Origin of the sequence: Actinocrispum wychmicini, from assembly GCF_004345645.1 — a bacterium.
GTDB classification, from domain to species: Bacteria; Actinomycetota; Actinomycetes; order Mycobacteriales; family Pseudonocardiaceae; genus Kibdelosporangium; species Kibdelosporangium wychmicini.
The window spans coordinates 80,433-99,583 of the sequence record NZ_SLWS01000015.1; the positions used below are offsets into that span (position 1 = coordinate 80,433).

Genomic DNA, 19,151 nt, shown 5'->3' on the forward strand with positions numbered 1-19,151 from the left:
CTCATACATTACGTCGGTACTGGCCGCCGACTTCGAAGAACGCCTCGGTTACCTGCCCCAGCGTGCACACCCGGGCCGCCGCCATCAGCTCGGCGAACACGTTCTCCCCGGACGAAGCCGCTGCGCGCAGCCGCTTCAGCGCCTCCTGGGCGTCGTCGCGGTGCTTGGCCTGGAAGTCCCGGGTCCGCTCGACCTGGGAACGCTTCTCCTCCTCGGTGGCCCGGGCCAGTTCGATCTCGAAGTTCTCGTCCTCCGGCTTGTCCGGCAGGAACGTGTTCACGCCGATCAGCGGCAGCGACCCGTCGTGCTTGCGGGTCTCGTACAGCATCGACTCGTCCTGGATGCGGCCCCGTTGGTAGCCGGTCTCCATGGCGCCGAGCACGCCGCCGCGGTCGGACAGCCGGTCGAACTCGCGAAGTACCGCATCCTCGACCAGGTCGGTCAGCTCGTCGATGACGAACGAGCCCTGCAACGGGTTCTCGTTCTTCGACAGGCCCCACTCCTTGTTGACGATCAGCTGGATGGCCATCGCCCGGCGCACCGACGCCTCGGTCGGTGTGGTGACGGCCTCGTCATAAGCGTTGGTGTGCAAGGAGTTGCAGTTGTCGTACAACGCGCACAGGGCCTGCAGGGTAGTGCGGATGTCGTTGAAGCTCATCTCCTGGGCGTGCAACGACCGGCCGGAGGTCTGCACGTGGTACTTGAACTTCTGGGACCGTTCGTTGGCGCCGTACCGTTCGCGCATCGCCACGGCCCAGATCCGGCGGGCGACCCGGCCGATCACGCTGTACTCGGCGTCCATGCCGTTGGAGAAGAAGAACGACAGGTTCGGGGCGAAGTCGTCGATCCGCATGCCCCGCGCCAGGTAGGACTCCACGTACGTGAAGCCGTTGGCCAGCGTGAAGGCGAGCTGGCTGATCGGGTTCGCGCCGGCCTCGGCGATGTGGTAGCCGGAGATCGACACCGAGTAGAAGTTGCGGACCTTGTGCTGGATGAACCACTCCTGGACGTCCGCCATCATCCGCAGCGAGAACTCGGTGGAGAAGATGCACGTGTTCTGGCCCTGGTCCTCTTTGAGGATGTCGGCCTGGACGGTCCCGCGCACGTTCGCCAACGCCCATGCGGCCAGCTCGGCTCGTTCGTCCTCATTGGGCTCGCGGCCGTGCTCCGCGCGGAACGCGTCGACCCGCTGGTCGATGGCGGTGTTCAGGAAGTACGCGAGGATCGTCGGCGCCGGACCGTTGATCGTCATCGACACCGAGGTGGTCGGGGACGTCAGGTCGAAGCCGTCGTACAGCGCCTTCATGTCGTCCAGGGTCGCGATGGACACCCCGGACGTGCCGATCTTGCCGTACACGTCCGGCGGGGTGTCCGGGTCGCGGCCGTAGAGGGTCACCGAGTCGAACGCGGTCGACAGGCGGGTGGCCTCGGAGCCACTGGACAGGTACTTGAAGCGGCGGTTGGTGCGGAACGCGTCGCCTTCGCCGGCGAACATCCGCGCCGGATCCTCGCCGTCGCGTTTGAACGGGAACACGCCGGCGGTGAACGGGAACCGGCCGGGCAGGTTCTCCTTGCGCAGGAAACGCAGGATTTCGCCGTCGTCGTCATACTTCGGCAGCGACACGCGCGGGATCTTGCTGCCGGACAACGTCTCCCGGACGAGCGGAGTGTGTGTCTCCTTGTCCCGGACGCGGACGACCAGCTCGTCGCCGGTGTAGTCGTCCTTGGTCCTCGGCCAGTCCGCGAGCAGCTCCGCGCTCCTCTTGTCCACTTTGGACGAAGCGGTGTCGACCAGGCCGTCGACGTCCTTTGTGGACAGATCGGCGGACGCCAGCGCCCGCTGGGTGGCCTCGAACTGACGCAGCTCGCGAACCGCGGCGACCTGCTCCGCCGTCCTGGTGTGGTAGCCGCGAACGGTGTCGGCGATGTCGGCGAGGTAGCGGGCACGCGACGTCGGCACGACCGTGGCGGCCGATGTGGACGTCTTGTGGCCGACCAGCGGCAGGGTGCCTTCGCCGACCACCAGGCCCTTCTCCACGAGCGAGTCGCGCAGGTGCTGGTAGAGGGCGGTGACGCCGTCGTCGTTGAAGGTCGCGGCGCTCGTGCCGTAGACCGGCATGTCCTCCCAGGACTTGCCGAACGCCTCCCGGTTGCGCACCATCTGCCGGCCGACGTCCCGGCGGGCGTCCTCGGCGCCGCGGCGCTCGAACTTGTTGATCGCCACCACGTCCGCGAAGTCCAGCATGTCGATCTTCTCCAGCTGGGACGCGGCGCCGAACTCCGGCGTCATCACGTACAGCGAGCGGTCGACGAACGGCACGATCGCGGCGTCGCCCTGGCCGATCCCGGGCGTCTCGACGATGACCAGGTCGTATCCGGCGACCTTGCACGCGCTGATGATGTCGGCCAGGCCCTCGGGGATCTCCGAAGTGGCGCTGCGCGTGGCGAGCGAACGGAAGAACACCGTGTCCCCGTCAACGCTGTTCATCCGGATCCGGTCGCCAAGCAGCGCGCCGCCACCGCGACGCCGGGTCGGGTCGATGGCAAGGACCGCGACCCGGATCTTGTCCTGCTGGTCCTGCCGGAACCTGCGGACAAGCTCGTCGGTCAGCGACGACTTGCCCGAGCCGCCGGTGCCGGTGATGCCGAGCACCGGGACCTGCCGGGTCGGCTTCAGCTCCTGGGTGAACACGCCGGCCTCGATCTGCGTGATCGCCCTGGCCAGCGCGTCCTGACTGCCCGCAGCCAACCCGTCCCAGTTCGCCGGCGGGTGCCCGGCCAGGCTGTAGTCACAGGACTCGACCATCGAGTTGATCATGCTGGCCAGGCCCATCCGCTGGCCGTCGGCCGGCGAGAAGATGTGCGCGACCCCCCGGGAGTGCAGCAGCTCGATCTCGGCGGGCACGATCACGCCGCCTCCGCCGCCGTACACCTTGATGTGCCCGGCGCCCCGCTCGGCCAGCAGCTCCACCAGGTACGAGAAGTACTCGACGTGCCCGCCCTGGTAGGCGCTGATCGCCACCCCCTGCACGTCCTCCTGGATGGCCGCGGCGACCACCTCACGGACCGAGCGGTTGTGGCCGAGATGGATCACCTCGGCGCCCTGGGCCTGCAGGATCCGCCGCATGATGTTGATCGCGGCGTCGTGGCCGTCGAACAGGCTGGCCGCCGTGACGAAACGGACCGGGTTCGCCGGCCGGTGCAGAGGCGCCTGGGTAGTCATGAAAATAGTTTGACGTCCTACTATCTCCAAGGCAACCCAGTGTGGCCACGGTCTCCTCGAAACCGGCCCCTACCTGCTGATCAGCGCAGCAGGACGAACACGACGCCACCCACCACCGGCCCCAGGAAAGCACCAACAACGACCTGCCCGGCGGTGTGGTCCCGGACCTTCACCCGGGCCCAGGCGACCAGCGCGACGAGCGGAATCAGCACAGCCATGATCCAGCCGTAGATCAGGATGACGGTCGCGACGGCGCCGCCCGCGACCGTCGCGTGCAGCGACACCTTCCACCACCGCGTGATGACGACACACGCGACGAGCACGGTCACCATGGACCACGCGAGCGCGACGACATCACGCGGCGCGTCCCACGCGAGCAGGATCACCAGACCGACCAGGGCCGACAACAGGCACATCATCAACGGCACGAACCGGCGCTCACGTTCACGCACCCAATGCCCGTCCCACTGGCCGCGCCGCGCGCCCCGCACGATGAACACCATCGGCAGCACGCTGTAGAACACAGCCACCACCAACGCCCACACGACGGTCCTGACCAGCGCGTGCCCGGTGGCGTTCCATGCGACCGCGAACGGCAGCAGCACCACGATCACCGCTGGTGACAACACCTCGGTGACGACCTTGGCCAGCCGGTGTCCCGCTCCGGGGGCGGTAGGGGCACTATTTACGTCAGCGGTCACGGCGGAAATTATCCTTGAGGAGATCACGATGGAGATCGGTGACACCGCCCCGGACTTCGAACTGCCGGACGAGACCGGCACCCTCCGAAAGCTCTCCGACTTCCTGGCGGACGGCCCGGTGGTGCTGTTCTTCTACCCGGCCGCGATGACCAAGGGCTGCACCGCGGAGAGCTGCCACTTCCGTGACCTGGCCAAAGAGTTCACCGACGCGGGCGCGGTCCGGGTCGGTATCAGCCCGGACAAGGTGGACAAGCAGCAGGAGTTCTCGTCCACCTACAGCCTCGGGTTCCCGCTGCTGTCGGACGCCGACGGCGAAGTGGCCAAGCAGTTCGACGTGCGCCGCAAGTTCGGCCCGCTGCTGACCAAGCGCAAGACCTTCGTGATCGGCACGGACCGGAAGGTCATCGAGACCATCAAGAGCGAACTCCGGATGGACGTCCACGCGGACAAGGCCCTCGAAGCCGTGCGGAACCACAAGGCAGCTGATGCTGGTTGAGTTAGCGATCGGCGACGCCTACGGTGCCGGCTTCGAGTACGCCCCCGCCGACTTCGTCGCCGCCCACAACGCGCTGACTGGCTACGTCCAGCACCCGACGCACAACATCGCTCCGGGCGCGTACACCGACGACACCCAGATGACGCTCGCCATCGCGGAACTCCTCGCGGCCGGCACGCCATGGACTGCGGCGGCGTTGGCGGACAAGTTCGTGGAGGTCTTCCAGCGGGACCGACGGCAGGGGTACGCCAGCGCGTTCTACCTGTTCCTGTGCGATGTCAGCAGTGGCGAGGAGTTCCTGCACCGGATCCGCCCGGACAGCGACAAGAGCGGCTCCGCCATGCGCGCCGGCCCCCTCGGCGTGCTGCCCACCGTGGCCGACGTACTGCACTACGCGGACGTCCAAGCCCGAGTCACCCACAACACCCCGGACGGCATTGAGGCCGCGCAGGCCGCCGCGCTGGCCGTCCATTACTGCCGTTTCGCCGAAGGACCGGTGGCTGAGGTCGGCGCGTGGGTGGACCGGCAACTGGGCACGTCCCGCTGGGCCTCGCCGTGGCACGGAAAGGTGGGGTCGAAGGGCTGGATGAGCGTGCGGGCGGCGTTGACCGCGTTGGCGTCGAGCACTTCGCTCAGTGAGATCCTGCGGACTTCTGTGGCGTTCACGGGTGACGTGGACACGGTCGCCACCATCGCCCTGGCAGCCGCGTCCCAGTCCGCGGAGATCACCCAGGACCTGCCCGCCGTGCTGGACAACGACCTGGAGAACGGCCCCTACGGCCGCGACTACCTGCTCGAACTGGAAAAGCGAATCACGCCGTAACGAAATACGAATTGTCGTCGATGCCCTTGAACCAGAGCGGCATCGACGAGAAAGCTGTTTCGCTTGAAGACGAATCTGACGTTCGACGAGCTGTGCAAGATGCTCAAGACAGGCGAGTCGGACGGCGAGGTGCTGAGCGCGCTCGACGCGATGTCCGGCGCACTGATGGTGCTCGGTCCCGCAGCGCTCGGCATTCCTGCCGCATCGGTGTTCGGGTTGTTCGGCGTGAAGAACGAGCTGGTGAAAGCCGGGAGGTTCCTGGTCCGCAAGGTGTCCGGCCGGACACCGGACGACAAGCTGACCCGACATGACCTTGTGCTCGCGGTGTACTGCCTCAGTTGTTACACCGCGTTCTTCGAGGCTGCTGCTCGTGCCATGCCCGACATCCTGAAAAGCCTCGAACCAAGCGATCGGGTGCTCATCGCGGGCAGCACTCTGCGACCAGACGGCACCCCTACGCTCCTCCAGCAACAGATCGATCTACCGCGCGCCAACGTCTCGGTCGAGGAGACCGCGGATCAGTTGGCACCGATCTACGTCGAAATGGCCGTACGGCTGGCGAGCCTCATCAGCCAGTTGTCGGTGTGGGAAGAGGGTGATGACGTTCGTCGTGACCATCTGGTGGCAAGTACCAAGGAGCTGCCCGAGTTGGCCAAGAAGCTGTTCAAGGGACAGTATCTGGCCTTGTCCGTGACGTTTCCCGAGTTCCAGGCCTGGGCGAACCAGCGCGGTCACGGTGTCACCCACCAGAAGGTCGATCAGGTGGCGGCGGATGTGCGCGTCGTGTTGGAGTTGCTGTCCGCGCAGCAGGACAACGAGAACGTGGACATCGGTCTCGCCTCGCTGGGAGCCGCCCTTACCCGAGTGACCCAGGACAGCTTGGACGAAGTGCTAAACGGACTTGGTCGGTACTACCGCGCGGAAATCGACCAGCCGGTCATCGACGACTCCTACACCAGCAACGACGGCGTTGACCTGCGGTATCCGAAGAAGTCCGAGATATTCGTCCCCCAGGCGTTCCGCGCCCTGAGCTACCACAAAGGCCAGCAACTGGAAGACGAGAGCCTGTGGGAGAGCGTGCCGACCCGGCACGACATCGGCGCGTACCTGTTGTCCTACCTGGCCAGTCCGTACAGCCTCGACCTGCCCCTGATCGTCCTGGGTCAGCCAGGCTCGGGAAAGTCGTTGCTGACCGAGATCCTGGCCGCGCGGCTGGCGTCCGCCGAGTACCACCCGGTGCGAGTGAAGCTGCGGGACATCAATCCCGACTCGGACATCCAGGACCAGATCGAAGAGCAGATCCGCGACGCCACCGGCCGCGACGTCAACTGGGCCGAGTTGTCCGCCCGCTGTGACCGTCCGCCGCTTGTACTCCTGGACGGATACGACGAGCTGTTGCAGGCCAGCGGCAAGGTGTTCGGCAACTATCTGAGGCAGGTGGCCGGGTTCCAGCGCCGCGAGCAGATCCAGGGACGACCGGTCCGGGTGATCGTCACCAGCCGGGTGACCCTGATCGACAAGGCCGACGTTCCGGTCGGGACGACGATCGTCCGGCTGGCGGACTTCGACGCCGAAAGGCAGGAGAAGTGGGTCCGCATCTGGAACGACGCGAACCAGCCGTACTTCCAAGCAAACGGTGTCAGGCCGTTCACGCTTCCCCAAGACGGCGAGATACAGCACCTGGTGGGTCAGCCCCTGCTGTTGCTCATGCTCGCGCTCTACGACTCCGACAAGAACAAACTGTCCGAAGACCGGAACCTCAAACAGACAGTCCTGTACCACAACCTGTTGATCCGGTTCATCACGCGCGAACGAATGAAGGACGAGGAGTTCCGCGTTCTGTCCACAAAGGACCAGGAATCGTGCGTGCTTGACGATCTCAAACGGCTGAGCGTCGCGGCGATCGGCATGTTCAACCGACGCGCCCTGCACATCGCCAAGGACGATCTCCAACGGGACATCGAGTACTTCGGCGCGCCGCAAGAGTCCAAGCCCGTTGTGGGCGTCCCGCTCAGTCAAGCGGAACTGTTGCTGGGCAGCTTCTTCTTCGTCCACGAGTCGCGCTCCCAACTGCGGAGCGAGACGGCCAACACCCCGGCGGCATACGAGTTCCTGCACAACACGTTCGGCGAGTTCCTGACGGCGGAGTGGCTGATCGCCACAGCGCTGGACCAAACAGAGCCGATCGCGCTCATGCAGAAGGAACCAGCTCTCGCGGGCGCGTTGCACCAGCTGCTGAACAGCCGGGACGGCCTGCCAAACACATGGTTCGCCACCTTGATGGTGACACCGTTGTTCAGCCGCCCAGTCGTGCTGCACATGTTGCGAGAGTGGAGCGCGCACCGGCTGCTCGACTCGGTGCCGAACTTCACGGCAGCCCTGGAAGTGCTGCTGTACAGCCAACTCAAACGGATTCTGTCGGACGCTGAACTGCCGACGATGCTCCTGGCCGGCGACACCCCATTCCCACGTGCTGCCGCGTTGACCAACCTGGCCACGTACACCCTGAACCTCGTGTTGCTCCGGTGCGTGATCGGCGGACCGTTCCAGGTGGACATCGACCGCCTACGGTCAGAGGCGTTTCCCAAGCCGTGGACCAACCTCCTGGATCTGTGGCGCGCGGGCCTCGGGCGTGACTGGCTGGCGGGCGTAGCCACTATCCTGATTGCGCACGTGAATGACGACGGTGTCCGACTGGCGGCGTGTGACACGTTCACGGTGTCGAACACAAGCTATCTGGGCGGCCTGTACGCACTAGGCAAGGCGATCGGTGATGATCAATTGACCGCGTTGAGCGGTTGGGCCCTTCAGGACGTCGATCCAATGTCATCGCCGTCGCTCCAGGACCTTGCTGCTCTTCCGAGTATCCACGGAACAAAATTCCGACACGAGATCCGAGCTCGTGCGCTACTCAGAGACATAGCCGAGCACGGACAACCCCGTCTGTGGCCTTCGTGGGCCAGCACGCTCGGGCCAACAGCGAGCAGCGACTTGTTGACCACTATGAGGTCACCCCATCAACGGCGGCCGGACCACACAAGCGCCTTGGAACTCAACTTCCTTGCACACACAAATGCAGAACTTGCTGAGCGAATTTGGAATAGTGACGCGGTTTCCGTCAGAGTCACTTGGGACAGGGATTTCGAACTTCTCAAGCACATGTTGATGGCTCGTCCAATTCTGACCGCGAACATGACAGCCCGAGACCGGGAGCAGCACCTGCGACGGCCGGGTTCCAATAGCAGCGGGGAGCGGCCGCAATTCGCCAACCTCTTGATCACCTTGATCCAGAGGCTTACCGATGATGAGAAGTCAACGATTCCAACAGACGTGCGCTACGAACTCATCGCGTCTGGATACGAGATCGACGACATGACCACCCTGCTGGGACGCTTAGCGGACGTATGGGCGATCGGCCGCCGTCCACGTTCGACAATCCTGACTTTGCTCGAGCTGTCCACACAGCGCGATCTCGTCGACTGGATCAGAGCCACGGTCGAAACATTTGCCCTCAAGGAGGGTATCCGATTGATGCGAGCCTTCGGTTCAGCGACCATCCTGACGATACTCTGTCATCCCGCCGCATGGACAGCGCGGACAGCCCATGACAATGAACCGATCAGTCTGCGGGGGCTGGCGTCGTGGGCCGTCGGCGAAGCCAGCCCATCTGAGTTTCGGCCCGCGGTCGAGGAGTACGTCAGACTTGTGGCGACATCACCGACCGAATGGTTGAATCACATCGAAGCCCCGGTCTCCGAGATGAAGAAACGTGCTGAGGAACTGGCTTCCGCCTTCGGGGACGAACTGTCGGTGTCCGCGATGAAAAGCCTGCAGGTCCTACGGGAGAGAACGGACTGACAAAGTCGCTGCCGCGACCGGTCACCCTGCCTGGAACTGGTGATACAGCGGGGTCAGCACCTCCAGCAGGGGTTTTCCGCCGACCTGGATGTTGGGTGCGGCCACGCGCAGGAGTACTGACTCGGTTTCGTCTGGTTCGGGGTCGGATGGGAGGGGGCCGGCGGTGAAGTAGGTGTCCAGGTCGTCTTCGAGGCGGGGGCCGGTGGGGGCTTCGGCTCGGGTGCCGCGGAGCTTGGTCAGGATGTCTTTCTTTGATCGGCCGCGCCATTCGAAGATCAGGAAGGGGTCTTCGTCGAAGCGTTCGGCCAGCAGGAAGCAGACGGCTGCCACGTGTTTGCACGGCACTGCCCAGTCTGGGCAGCTGCAGTGCATGGGGAGGTCTCGGGCTGCCGCTGGGAAGAGGGGGATGTCCAGGGCGGCGAAGATCTCCTCGATTTCCGGGGGCATCTCGCCCGACAGGAGCTTGGCCGCGTAGAGGGCCTGGCTGGCGAGTTGGTCGGTGACCTGGTCCCACTGGTTGTCGGTGAGGGGGCGGCAGATCAGCTTTACCGCGTAGGTTTTGGGGCGGGAGCCCTGGACCTGGGCGATCACTTTTCCGGCTGAGATGTCCAGGGACAGCACCTGGCCGGAGCGGGCGTAGTTCTTGCCGCGGGTCATCCGGCCGCCGAGCTGCAGTTGCTCCAGCACCGCGATGAAACGCTGGGACCACCACTTGTTCGCGATCCGGCCGCGGGTGCTGCGGGCTTTGATGCCGCCTTCGACCTTGATCGGCCCGGACGACGGATAGTCCTCCCACCAGGGCATCAGGCCGCCTCCCCCACCGCGTTCGGGGACAGCTCGAACATCTCGCGCAGCGCGTCCGTGGACAGCTCGGTCAGCCAGTCCTCGCCCGTGCCGACCACCAGCTCGGCCAATGCCTTCTTGCGTTCGATCATCTCGTCGATCCGGTCCTCGACCGTGCCCGCGCAGACGAACTTGCGCACCTGCACGTTACGGCGTTGGCCGATGCGGAACGCGCGGTCCGTTGCCTGGTCTTCCACTGCCGGGTTCCACCAGCGGTCCACGTGTACGACGTGGCTCGCGGCCGTGAGGTTCAGGCCCACACCGCCGGCTTTCAGGGACAGCACGAAGATGGGTGGCCCGTCGTCGGACTGGAAGCGTTCCACCATCGCGTCCCGCTGCGACTTGGTCACGCCGCCGTGCAGGAACAGCACCGGCCGTTCGAACCGGGCGGTGAGGTGGGCGCGGAGCATCTCGCCGAACTCGGCGAACTGGGTGAAGCACAGCGCTCTGTCCCCTTCGGACAGCGCGACCTCCAGGATCTCCTCAAGGCGGGCCAGCTTGCCGGACCGGCCCGGCATCCGGGAACCGTCTTTCAGCAGGTGGGCCGGGTGGTTGCAGACCTGCTTCAGTCTGGACAACGTGGCCAGCACGAGGCCGCGGCGCTCCATCCCCTCGCTGGCGGCGATCCGGTCCATCATGTCGGTGACCACCGCCTGGTACAGCGAGCCCTGCTCGGCGGTCAGCTGGCAGACCTCCTTCATCTCGATCTTGTCCGGCAGGTCCGAGATGATGGCCTTGTCGGTCTTCACCCGGCGCAGCACGAACGGCTGGGTGCGCCGGCGCAGCGCCGCGGTGACCGCCGGGTCCTTGTCGCGCTCGATCGGGACGGCGAACTTCGTCCGGAACGCGCTCGCCGGGCCGAGCAGGCCCGGGTTGGCGAACTCCATCACCGACCACAGCTCGGCCAGCCGGTTCTCCACCGGCGTCCCGGTCAGTGCGACCCGGTGCGCGGCCGGCACCGACCGGACCGCCCTGGCCTGCTTGGACGCCGAGTTCTTGATGTTCTGTGCCTCGTCCAGGACCACCCGGTGCCAGCCCAGGTCGGCCAGTGCGGCCGGCTCCCGGGCGACCACGCCGTACGTCGTGATCACCAGGTCCGCCTCGGACACGGCGTCGGCGAGCTCCTCCCCCGCGACCCGGCCGGCGCCGTGATGCACGTACACCCGCAGCGACGGCGTGAACCGGGCCGCCTCACGCTGCCAGTTGCCGACCACGGACATCGGGCACACCAGCAGGTTCGGCCGCGAACCCTCGGCCGCGATCAACGCGAGCAGCTGGACCGTCTTGCCCAGGCCCATGTCGTCGGCCAGGCACGCGCCCAGCCCCAGCCTGGACAGGAAGCTCAGCCACGCCAGCCCTCGCTCCTGGTAGGGCCGCAGGGTGGCGCCGAAACCGTCCGGTGTGGACACCGGAGTGAGCCGTTCGGCCATCTTCCCGGTGAGCACGTCGCCGAGCCAGCCGTCGGCGACCACGTCGGTCACCGGGATGTCCAGGCCGATCGCGGCCAGCGCGGAGTCCGCCTGCAGGACGTCCCGCGCGGTCATCTCCCCTTCGCCGTTCTGTTCGAGGAACTCCAGGGCCCGACGCAGCCGCGCGTTGTCCAACTCGACCCACTGGCCGCGCAGCCGCACGAGCGGGGCCTTCGCCGCGGCCAGTTCCTTGATCTCGTCGGCCGTCAGCTCACTGTCCCCGACCGCCAGCTCCCAGCGGTAGCTGAGGATCTGGTCGAGGCCCATGCCGCCGCTGACCACCGCGCCCGCGCCCGGTTCGGTCGCCGAACCGGCCTTGAGCTTGAGCCCCAACGACGTGCCGCGCTGCAACGCCGCCGGCAGCTGGACACCGAACCCGGCCAACGTCAACGCGTTCGCCGACTGCCGCAGAAACCGGTACGCCCCTTCGGGATCCGTGCGCAACGAGTCCGGCGCCGTCACCCGCAGCGCCGCGTCCAGCTCCGGGTACACCCGGCTGGCCCGCCCCAGCCCGGCGAGCAGCACCTCCGCTGGATGTTCCGCGTGTCTCGCCAGTAGTTTCGCCGAACCGCTCCCCCGCCAGACGTCACCCGCGGACACGGCCAGGCTCGGGTCCTCGGTGGCCTGCAACGAGAACTCGACGCGCCAGTCCGGGTCCTCGTCCTCGGGCAGCACCAGCCGGAAACACGTCCTAAGTGGACCAACGGGTGGCGCCGCCGACTCGTGCCACGCCCGCAACGCGCCTTCCAGAGCCGTGAGATCCCCATCGACGTGCGCGTCCTCAACGGTGAGCGCCCGCAACCACCCACCGCCATCGTACGGCCCGACCCGTCCGCGCGCGACCGCGTCCGTCAACGCCAGCAGCACCTCGTCGTATACCTCGGCTTTGGCGCGCCCCTCCGGCAACTCCGCGCGGACCACCGCGGGCATCGCCCTGAGCAACGCCGCCGAATGGTCCGCGTCCGCTCCCACGACCTGCGGCATCCACCGCGCTTCGGCCCCGACCAGCCCCGGCAGGACCTGCCCGCGGTCCACCAGAGACGTGCCGAACCGCGCCACCGCCGCCAACCACCGCCACGACCCACCGACAGTCTCGGCCACCCCGTCCGCCAACGCCGGGACCGCCTCCGCCGGCGTCAAGTCCATAGTGGACACCGTCCACGGCAGCAGCCGTGGCGCGGTGACCTTGCCCGCCTCAGGCCGCACAAGTTCGGGCGCCGCGAACGGCCCGCGAGCACTCGACGGCAGCAGCAGCCCCAGTTCGCCCTCCGCGCCCGCGCTGACGATCTTCCGCAGCGTCACCGTTGACGCGCTGAACGGGTGCGGCCGGGGCCGCTTGGGCGGACGCCCGGAACCGCCGACCGTGGCGGGCAGCGTGGCGTCCTCCGCCCACACGCGCACCCGCCCGTCGGATGACCAGACAGAGTGCACGACGAGCATGCGAAGACCATATCCACCCCCACCGACAGTTCCGCCAACCACGCCAGCCACCTCCCCGGCAGACGCGATCCGCGCCGGAGTCCGCACGCACGACTCGGTGGGCAGGTTCGGCGGCGAGGAGGTGGTGCTCCTGCCCGGCAGCCACGGGACACATTCGTTGGCCGTGGCTTGACCCGCTGTCGTCGCGTCGACAGACTTCGCGAGTGCGCACGTTCGGCTGGTCAAAGGCGGGTTCGTGAGGTTCCGGCTGCTGGGACCGCTCGAGGTTCTGCACGCCGGGATCGCCGCGGACAAGCAGCGGACGGTCCTGGCGATGCTGCTCGTGCACGCCGGCCACGTCGTCCCGGTGAGCGCCCTGATCCAGGAGGTGTGGGGCGACGACCCGCCCCGCTCGGCCGCCCCGAACCTGCGCAGTTACGTCATGCAGCTGCGGCGCCTGCTGCCGCCGGACTGCCGGCTGGCCACCACCCGGGCCGGGTACTCGCTGCACATCGCCGAGGACGACCTGGACCTGTCGATCTTCGAGGGGCTGGTGGCCGAGGGCCGGTTCGCACTGGCCCAGTCGGACATGGAGTCGGCCAGCGCGGCCTTGCGGGCGGCGCTGGCGCTGTGGCGGGGCACGGCCGCCGAGGACGTCCCGACCGGGCCGACGCTGCGGGCGGCCGTGGCCCGGCTGACCGAGCTGCACCTGGGCACCATCGTGGACCACGTGGAGGTGGAGCTGGCCAGCGGACGGCACGCGGAGGTCAGCGCGGACCTGCGCCGCTGGATCACGCGGTATCCGTTGCGGGAACGGCTGCACGGACAGTTGATGCTGGCGTTGTACCGGTCGGGTGACGTGCCGGGTGCGCTGACCGCGTTCACCGAGGCGCGCGACACGCTCGCCAACGAGCTGGGCATCGATCCTGGGCCTGAGCTGAGCCGGCTGCACCAGCAGATCCTGCGCCGCGACCCGCTGCTGATGGGTCGGTTGCCGGCCGCGGCGCCCAAACCCCGGCAGCTGCCGCCCGAGCCAGGGGTGTTCGTCGGCCGCGCCGAGGAGCTGGCGATCGCCGGCGCCGGTGGTGTGGTGGCGTTCCACGGGCCGGGTGGGGTCGGCAAGTCGACGCTCGCGCTCAAGGTCGCGCACGCCGTGGCCGACCGGTACCCGGACGGCCAGCTGTACGTGGACCTGCAGGGATCCAGTCCCGGGCTGCGGCCGCTCGACCCGGCCGAGGTGGTCGGACGGTTCCTGCGGGCGTTGGGTGTGCGGCCGGAGGACCTGGACGTGGACCACGCCGAGGCGGCCGCGCGGTACCAGTCGCTGCTCGCCGACCGGAAGGTGTTGCTGGTACTGGACAACGCGGCCGACGCCAGCCAGGTGATCCCGCTGGTGCCGGCCAACCGGGGCTGCGCGGTCCTGATCACCAGCCGGATCGCACTGACCACTGTGGACGCCCGGCACGTCCGGGTTGACGTGTTCACCGAGCCGGACTCGGTGCGGCTGCTGGCGTTGCTCGCCGGGGACGACCGGGTGGCCCAGGAGGCGGACGCGGCCACCGAGATCAGCCGGTGGTGCGGCCACCACCCGCTCGCGCTGCGGATCGCGGGCGCGCGGCTCGCCGGCCGGCCGGACTGGACGTTGTCGCTGTTCGGCGCGCGGCTGCGGGACAGTCGGCGCAGGCTGGACGAACTGCGCGTCGCCGACCTGGGGATCCGCGCGTGCTTCGCGATCGGCTACGAGTCGCTGGGCACGGACACGGTGGCGATGCGGGCGTTCCGGCTGCTGGGTGTGCTCGGGGTGCCGGAGGTCGGGATCGAGCTGGTCTCGGTGCTGCTGGACGTCGACGAGGTGAACGCGGAGTACGCGATGGACCGCCTGGTGGAGGTCCGCCTGCTCGACCCGGTCGGCGCCGGTCGGTTCCGCACCCACGACCTGCTCCGGCTGTACGCGGCCGAACTGGCCGCCGCGGCCGACCCGATCACCGAGCGGGTCGGGGCGTTGCAGCGGGCCCTGGACTGGTATCTCGACATGTGCCGCAAGGGCGACGGCACGGAGTTCGACACCGAGCTGCCGTGCCTGGTCGCCGTCGCCGGGCAGGCCGCCGCGCGGGAGCCGGCGATCGCGCGGTTCGTCATCGACCTCGTGCAGATCATCCGGTCCCTGGCCGCCAAACGCGGGCACTGGCGTGAACTGGGTGACCTGGCCCGGCTCGCGCTCACGGTGGCCCGCCGCGACCACGACATCCGCGGCGAGGCCCGGATCCTGGCGGTGTCCGGGACGATCGACTGGCGGGCCGGCCGGATCGACTCCGCCCGCGCGGGCATGCTGCGCGCCCTGCACCTGTGGCGTCAGCTCGGCGACGAGGAGGGCGAGGGGCTCGCCCGGCACAATCTCGGCTGGCTGCACATGTGGACCAACGACCTGTCGGTCGCCCACGACTACCTCACCGAGAGCCTGCAGCTGCTCGGCAAGCTGGGTTCGCCGCACATCAAGTCGGCCCGGCACAACCTCGGCGAGGTTCTGCTGCGCCAGGGCAAGCACACCGAGGCCGTGGTGTGTTTCCAGGAATGCCTGGCCGACCGCCGCCGGGTGCGCGACACGCTCGGCGAGAGCATCACCCTCGTCGCGCTCGGCCGCGCGTACTGCCTGCTCGACGCCCGCGCGGAGGCCCTGCGCACGCTCGACGAGGCGTTGTACTGCTGCCGTGAGGTGGGCAACCGGGACGACGAGTGGGAGGCGCTGCTGAGCCGCTCGGAGATCTGGCTGCGGCAGGGCAACGCACAGGCCGCGCTGGCCGACGCGGAGCGTGCCGACGAACTGGCCGCGGAGCTGAGCGAGGACTACGGCCAGGCGGCCGCGGCCCGGCAACTCGCGCGGGCCCGGTCCGCGTTGGGCGACACCTGGCGGGCGGCGGTCGACCGGCAACGGGCGTACGAGCTGCTCAAAGCCCCGTCGACCCGGCGTGACCCGGTGCTGGAGGAGCTGCTGTCGGCCCGGCTGTAGATCCGATGTACGCGGCGCTATACAAACGTTTCATAACCTTGCTTTGTCACGCGAGCCGAACCGTGTCCGGCTCGCGTAGTGGCGTCGCACCGCGTGGTCCGGCGGCTTGTTACTAGGGGTGCCGCCGGCCCACGCGTTGCCGCTACTCGTCCGAGTAGTCCCGGGCGGTGACCTTGCGCAGCACCGGCCCGCAGGCCGCGGCGGCGATCAACGCGACCACCAGGCCCAGCACGATCGGTGTGACGATCCACACGCTGAGCTGTAGCCGTCCGGCGACCAGGGTGAGCAGCCCGGACCCGACGAGCACCCCGGCCACGCCGGCGCCGACCGTGGCGATCAGCGCGGGCAGCATCGCTTCCCGCCGCAGAGCCTTGGTCAGCACCTTCACCGGTGTGCCGGCCGCGATCAGCGCGCCGAACGTACGTCGCCTGTCCACCACGGACCCGGCGGCCGCGACGCCCGCGCTCACCCCGCCGAGAACCGTCGCGATGCTCAGGCCGATCAGCGTCGCCCGGCGCAGGTCGCCGGACAACGTGTCCGCGCGCGCGTCATACCGTTCGTTGCTGTAGAGGGAAACACCCGGCAGGTTGCGGACCAGCAGCGTGTGCACCACCTCCTGGTCCTTCGGCGTGGCGACCACCGCGACTGTCGTAGCGCCTGTGACCTGCGGCAACACGCCCGGGTCGATCAACACGCCGTACGAGCGGCCGGACGGTTCGTACTCACGGACCGAGATCCCCGGGGGCAGCGGGACGTCCGTGGCGTGCCGCTGGTTCGCGGAGAACTTCAGCCTGGTCGGGTCGAGCGCGGTGGACCGCGGCACGTAGATCGCCGGTCCAGGACGGCACGCCGGGAACTTCCCGCCGAGCACCTTGGCGGCGTCCGTGCAGCTGATCACCATGGCGGACTGCCTGTTCTTGTCACCTGTGCCGACCGCGCCGTCGACGATCGGCACGACCGGCGCCTGGATGTTCCGGCGTTGCAGGTCCGAGCGCAGGTCAGCGAGCTGCTGTTCGGTGGTCGCGCTGCTCGACGCCACGTACACGCCGTCGCGCCACTGCCCGGTGCTGTGCCCGATCTGGCTCTCGACGCTGGGGAACATCGCCAACGCCAAGGACCCGGCGAACACCGCGAGCACCACGCCGGCCGACGCGCGGAACGCCGCCTTCGGGTCGTCGCGCAGCCGGCGCCCGGCCAGCAGCGTGGACGGCGACCGCCACCTGGTCACGAACACCTTGCCGAGCAACGACGTGACCAGCGGCCCCACGAAGATGAGCGACACCGCGACCGCGCCGAGGCCGAGCAGGACGAACGTCATCCCGCTGTCGCCACGGCTGTCCCTGGCGAGCTGGATCGCGATGATGAACGCCACCGCCGCGCCGCCCAGCCACAGCAGCCGAGCGGTGTTGGGTTGCCGCCTGGTCTGCTGCTGCGCCGCGCCCAGCGGCGTGCGGACCGCGCGCCGCAGCCCCAGCACGGCGGCCCCGACCACCAGCAGGGGCGCCACGACGAGCACGGCCACGATCATCAGCGGGGTGGGTGTCCAGTCCGACGGGAACCACGTGCCGCCGTCCCACGGGATCTTCGCGACCAGCCACCGCAGCGGGAAGCTCAGCCCCACCCCGAGCACGGCGCCGACCACGGACGCGATCGCCGTCTCGGCCGCGGTCATCGACACCACCTGCTGCGGTGTGGCGCCCGCCAGCCGCAGCGCGGCCAGCCGGCGTTCCCGGCGCGCGGCCGTGAGCCGGGCCGCCGAGGCCACCAGGACCAGGCAGGGCGCGATCAGCACGACCAGGCCGATCTGGCTGAGGATCACCAGCAGCTTGTTGATGTACCCGCGGCCGGCGCCGGTGAAGCCGCTCCATTCCATGCCGTTCGGCAGCTCGGCCTTGTCGTGGCCGACCATCGCGACCAGCTCGTCCGGGTACGTCAGCGCGGCGTCGCCGAACTGGGCGACGACCGTGCCCTTGAACCGGTCCGCGAGCTGGTCGGCCGGCAGGCTCGCGGCCAGCTTGGCCAGCGCGGGCGACAGGATCACCTCACCCGGACCCGGCACCTTGGGGATGCCCGCCGCCAGCGGCACGTCCGGCCGCAGCGCGGCCACGTCGAACCGTTCGATCCGTTGCGCGCCGACGTTGTCCCTGGTCATGTTGACCAGTACGGCCCCGCTGCCCTCCTCCTGGACGAAGTTGCCCTCCTGCCAGCCTTGCCGGTCGGCGCGCTGCTGCAGGGCGCCGGGGACCGCGGCCAGCCACAGCACCAGTGTCACCCCGACCGCGACACCGATGGCTGTGAACAGCGCGGACACCCGGCTGCGGGCGTCGCCCCGCAACACCCGCCACGCGAGCTGGACGGGGTTCATACCGCCGCCCGCACGGCAATCCGGCCATCCCGCATTTCGATCACGCGCTGCGCGCGGCGCGCGACGGACTCGTCGTGCGTCACGATGACCACGGCCGCGTTCGTCTCCTGGGCCACGGTCAGCAGCGCGGTGATCGTCTCCTCACCGGTACGGGTGTCGAGCGCGCCAGTCGGCTCGTCGGCGAAGATCACCCGCGGGCGGTGAGCCAGCGCCCGTGCGATCGCCATCCGCTGCAACTGGCCGCCCGACACCTCACCGGGGCGTCGGCCGGCCAGACCCCCGAGACCCAGCCGGACGAGCCACTCCCTCGCCGCCGCGATGCCCTTCTCCCGTGGGGCGCCTGCCAGCAGCAACGGCAGTGCCACGTTCTCCTCCGCGGTCAGCTCGGCCACCAACATCCCGGACTGGAACACGAAGCCGAACGCCGTACGGCGCAGTTTGCTGCGCTCGGTCTCGGTCAGCCGCGTGATCGCCTGCGTACCGAGAAAGACCTCGCCGTCGTCGGCCGGCAGGATGCCGGCCAACACGTGCAGCAACGTGGACTTCCCCGAACCCGACGGCCCCACGATGGCGATCACCTCGCCCGGCCTGATCGAGATGTCCACCCCGGCCAGCGCGACCACTTCGCCGTAACGCTTCACCACGCCGCGACCGGCCAGAATCGGCTCTGTCACCTGTTCCTCCTCCGGTGTTTGATGCCGGAGAGGAGACTGCCGGTTACGCCTATGTGGACGCTTCGGCCGGCAGGCCGGTCCCGCATCGGCCGGATGACCGAGGCCGCATCGGCCACTCGGCCATCGGGGGCCGGCGATCTTTCCACTGTGGACAGTCTGCTGGCGTGCGGGGTCCGGTGCGGGTGGGCAACGGCCTCAGGCCGGCCGATCAGCGCAAGAAGGTGTCGACCGGCGGCTGAACGTCCAGCTGGCGGCGCCCGTCGGATAGGGTCG

Annotated in this window: 10 protein-coding genes; 4 read left to right on the forward strand and 6 right to left on the reverse strand. The window is 68.4% G+C overall.

Translation table 11 applies throughout. The features are described 5' to 3' along the window. Position 1 precedes the first annotated feature (1 nt). Positions 2 to 3,223: a fused isobutyryl-CoA mutase/GTPase IcmF gene (gene icmF, locus EV192_RS46700; RefSeq protein ID WP_132125221.1), complete on the reverse strand. Its 3,222-nt coding sequence runs from the start codon at positions 3,221 to 3,223 to the stop codon at positions 2 to 4. 80 nt (positions 3,224 to 3,303) lie between these two features. Beyond that, on the reverse strand, positions 3,304 to 3,924 hold the full coding sequence (locus EV192_RS46705) for a hypothetical protein (protein WP_132125222.1): 621 nt from the start codon (positions 3,922 to 3,924) through the stop codon (positions 3,304 to 3,306). Between the two features lie 28 nt (positions 3,925 to 3,952). On the opposite strand from EV192_RS46705, the gene EV192_RS46710 reads away from it, so the two are divergent. The 3 genes from EV192_RS46710 to EV192_RS46720 all read left to right on the forward strand — a co-directional run bounded on the left by EV192_RS46710 (position 3,953) and on the right by EV192_RS46720 (position 9,101). Continuing rightward, positions 3,953 to 4,420, forward strand: a complete 468-nt coding sequence (locus EV192_RS46710; protein WP_132125223.1) for a peroxiredoxin — start codon at positions 3,953 to 3,955, stop codon at positions 4,418 to 4,420. Next, entirely contained in the window at positions 4,410 to 5,243 is an 834-nt protein-coding gene (locus EV192_RS46715; RefSeq protein WP_132125224.1) for an ADP-ribosylglycohydrolase family protein, read from the forward strand. Before EV192_RS46710 ends, EV192_RS46715 begins: the two co-directional genes overlap by 11 nt. Before the next feature lie 63 nt (positions 5,244 to 5,306). Then, the gene (locus tag EV192_RS46720) at positions 5,307 to 9,101 is read left to right on the forward strand and encodes an NACHT domain-containing protein (protein WP_132125225.1); all 3,795 of its coding nucleotides are present in this window, start codon (positions 5,307 to 5,309) and stop codon (positions 9,099 to 9,101) included. Positions 9,102 to 9,122: 21 nt separating this feature from the next. Here EV192_RS46720 and EV192_RS46725 read toward each other — a convergent pair whose 3' ends face one another. Then, a complete protein-coding gene (locus EV192_RS46725) occupies positions 9,123 to 9,905 on the reverse strand; it encodes an SWIM zinc finger family protein (protein ID WP_132125226.1) in 783 nt (260 codons plus the stop codon). Further along, positions 9,905 to 12,853 carry a DEAD/DEAH box helicase gene (locus EV192_RS46730; RefSeq protein WP_132125227.1) on the reverse strand — a complete coding sequence of 983 codons (2,949 nt, stop codon included), beginning with the start codon at positions 12,851 to 12,853 and terminating at the stop codon, positions 9,905 to 9,907. Before EV192_RS46730 ends, EV192_RS46725 begins: the two co-directional genes overlap by 1 nt. A gap of 235 nt (positions 12,854 to 13,088) precedes the next feature. Between EV192_RS46730 and EV192_RS46735 the strand changes: the two genes are divergently transcribed. Next, positions 13,089 to 15,839 carry an AfsR/SARP family transcriptional regulator gene (locus tag EV192_RS46735; RefSeq protein ID WP_132125228.1) on the forward strand — a complete coding sequence of 917 codons (2,751 nt, stop codon included), beginning with the start codon at positions 13,089 to 13,091 and terminating at the stop codon, positions 15,837 to 15,839. 142 nt (positions 15,840 to 15,981) lie between these two features. Here the strand turns inward: EV192_RS46735 and EV192_RS46740 are convergent, their stop codons facing one another. Further along, complete coding sequence (locus tag EV192_RS46740; protein WP_132125229.1) at positions 15,982 to 18,204, reverse strand: FtsX-like permease family protein; 2,223 nt, start codon at positions 18,202 to 18,204, stop codon at positions 15,982 to 15,984. Further along, positions 18,201 to 18,878 (reverse strand): ABC transporter ATP-binding protein, encoded by a 678-nt coding sequence (locus tag EV192_RS46745; protein WP_243727516.1) that lies wholly within the window; start codon positions 18,876 to 18,878, stop codon positions 18,201 to 18,203. The genes EV192_RS46740 and EV192_RS46745 overlap by 4 nt, the downstream gene beginning before the upstream one ends. Between the last annotated feature and the right edge of the window lie 273 nt (positions 18,879 to 19,151).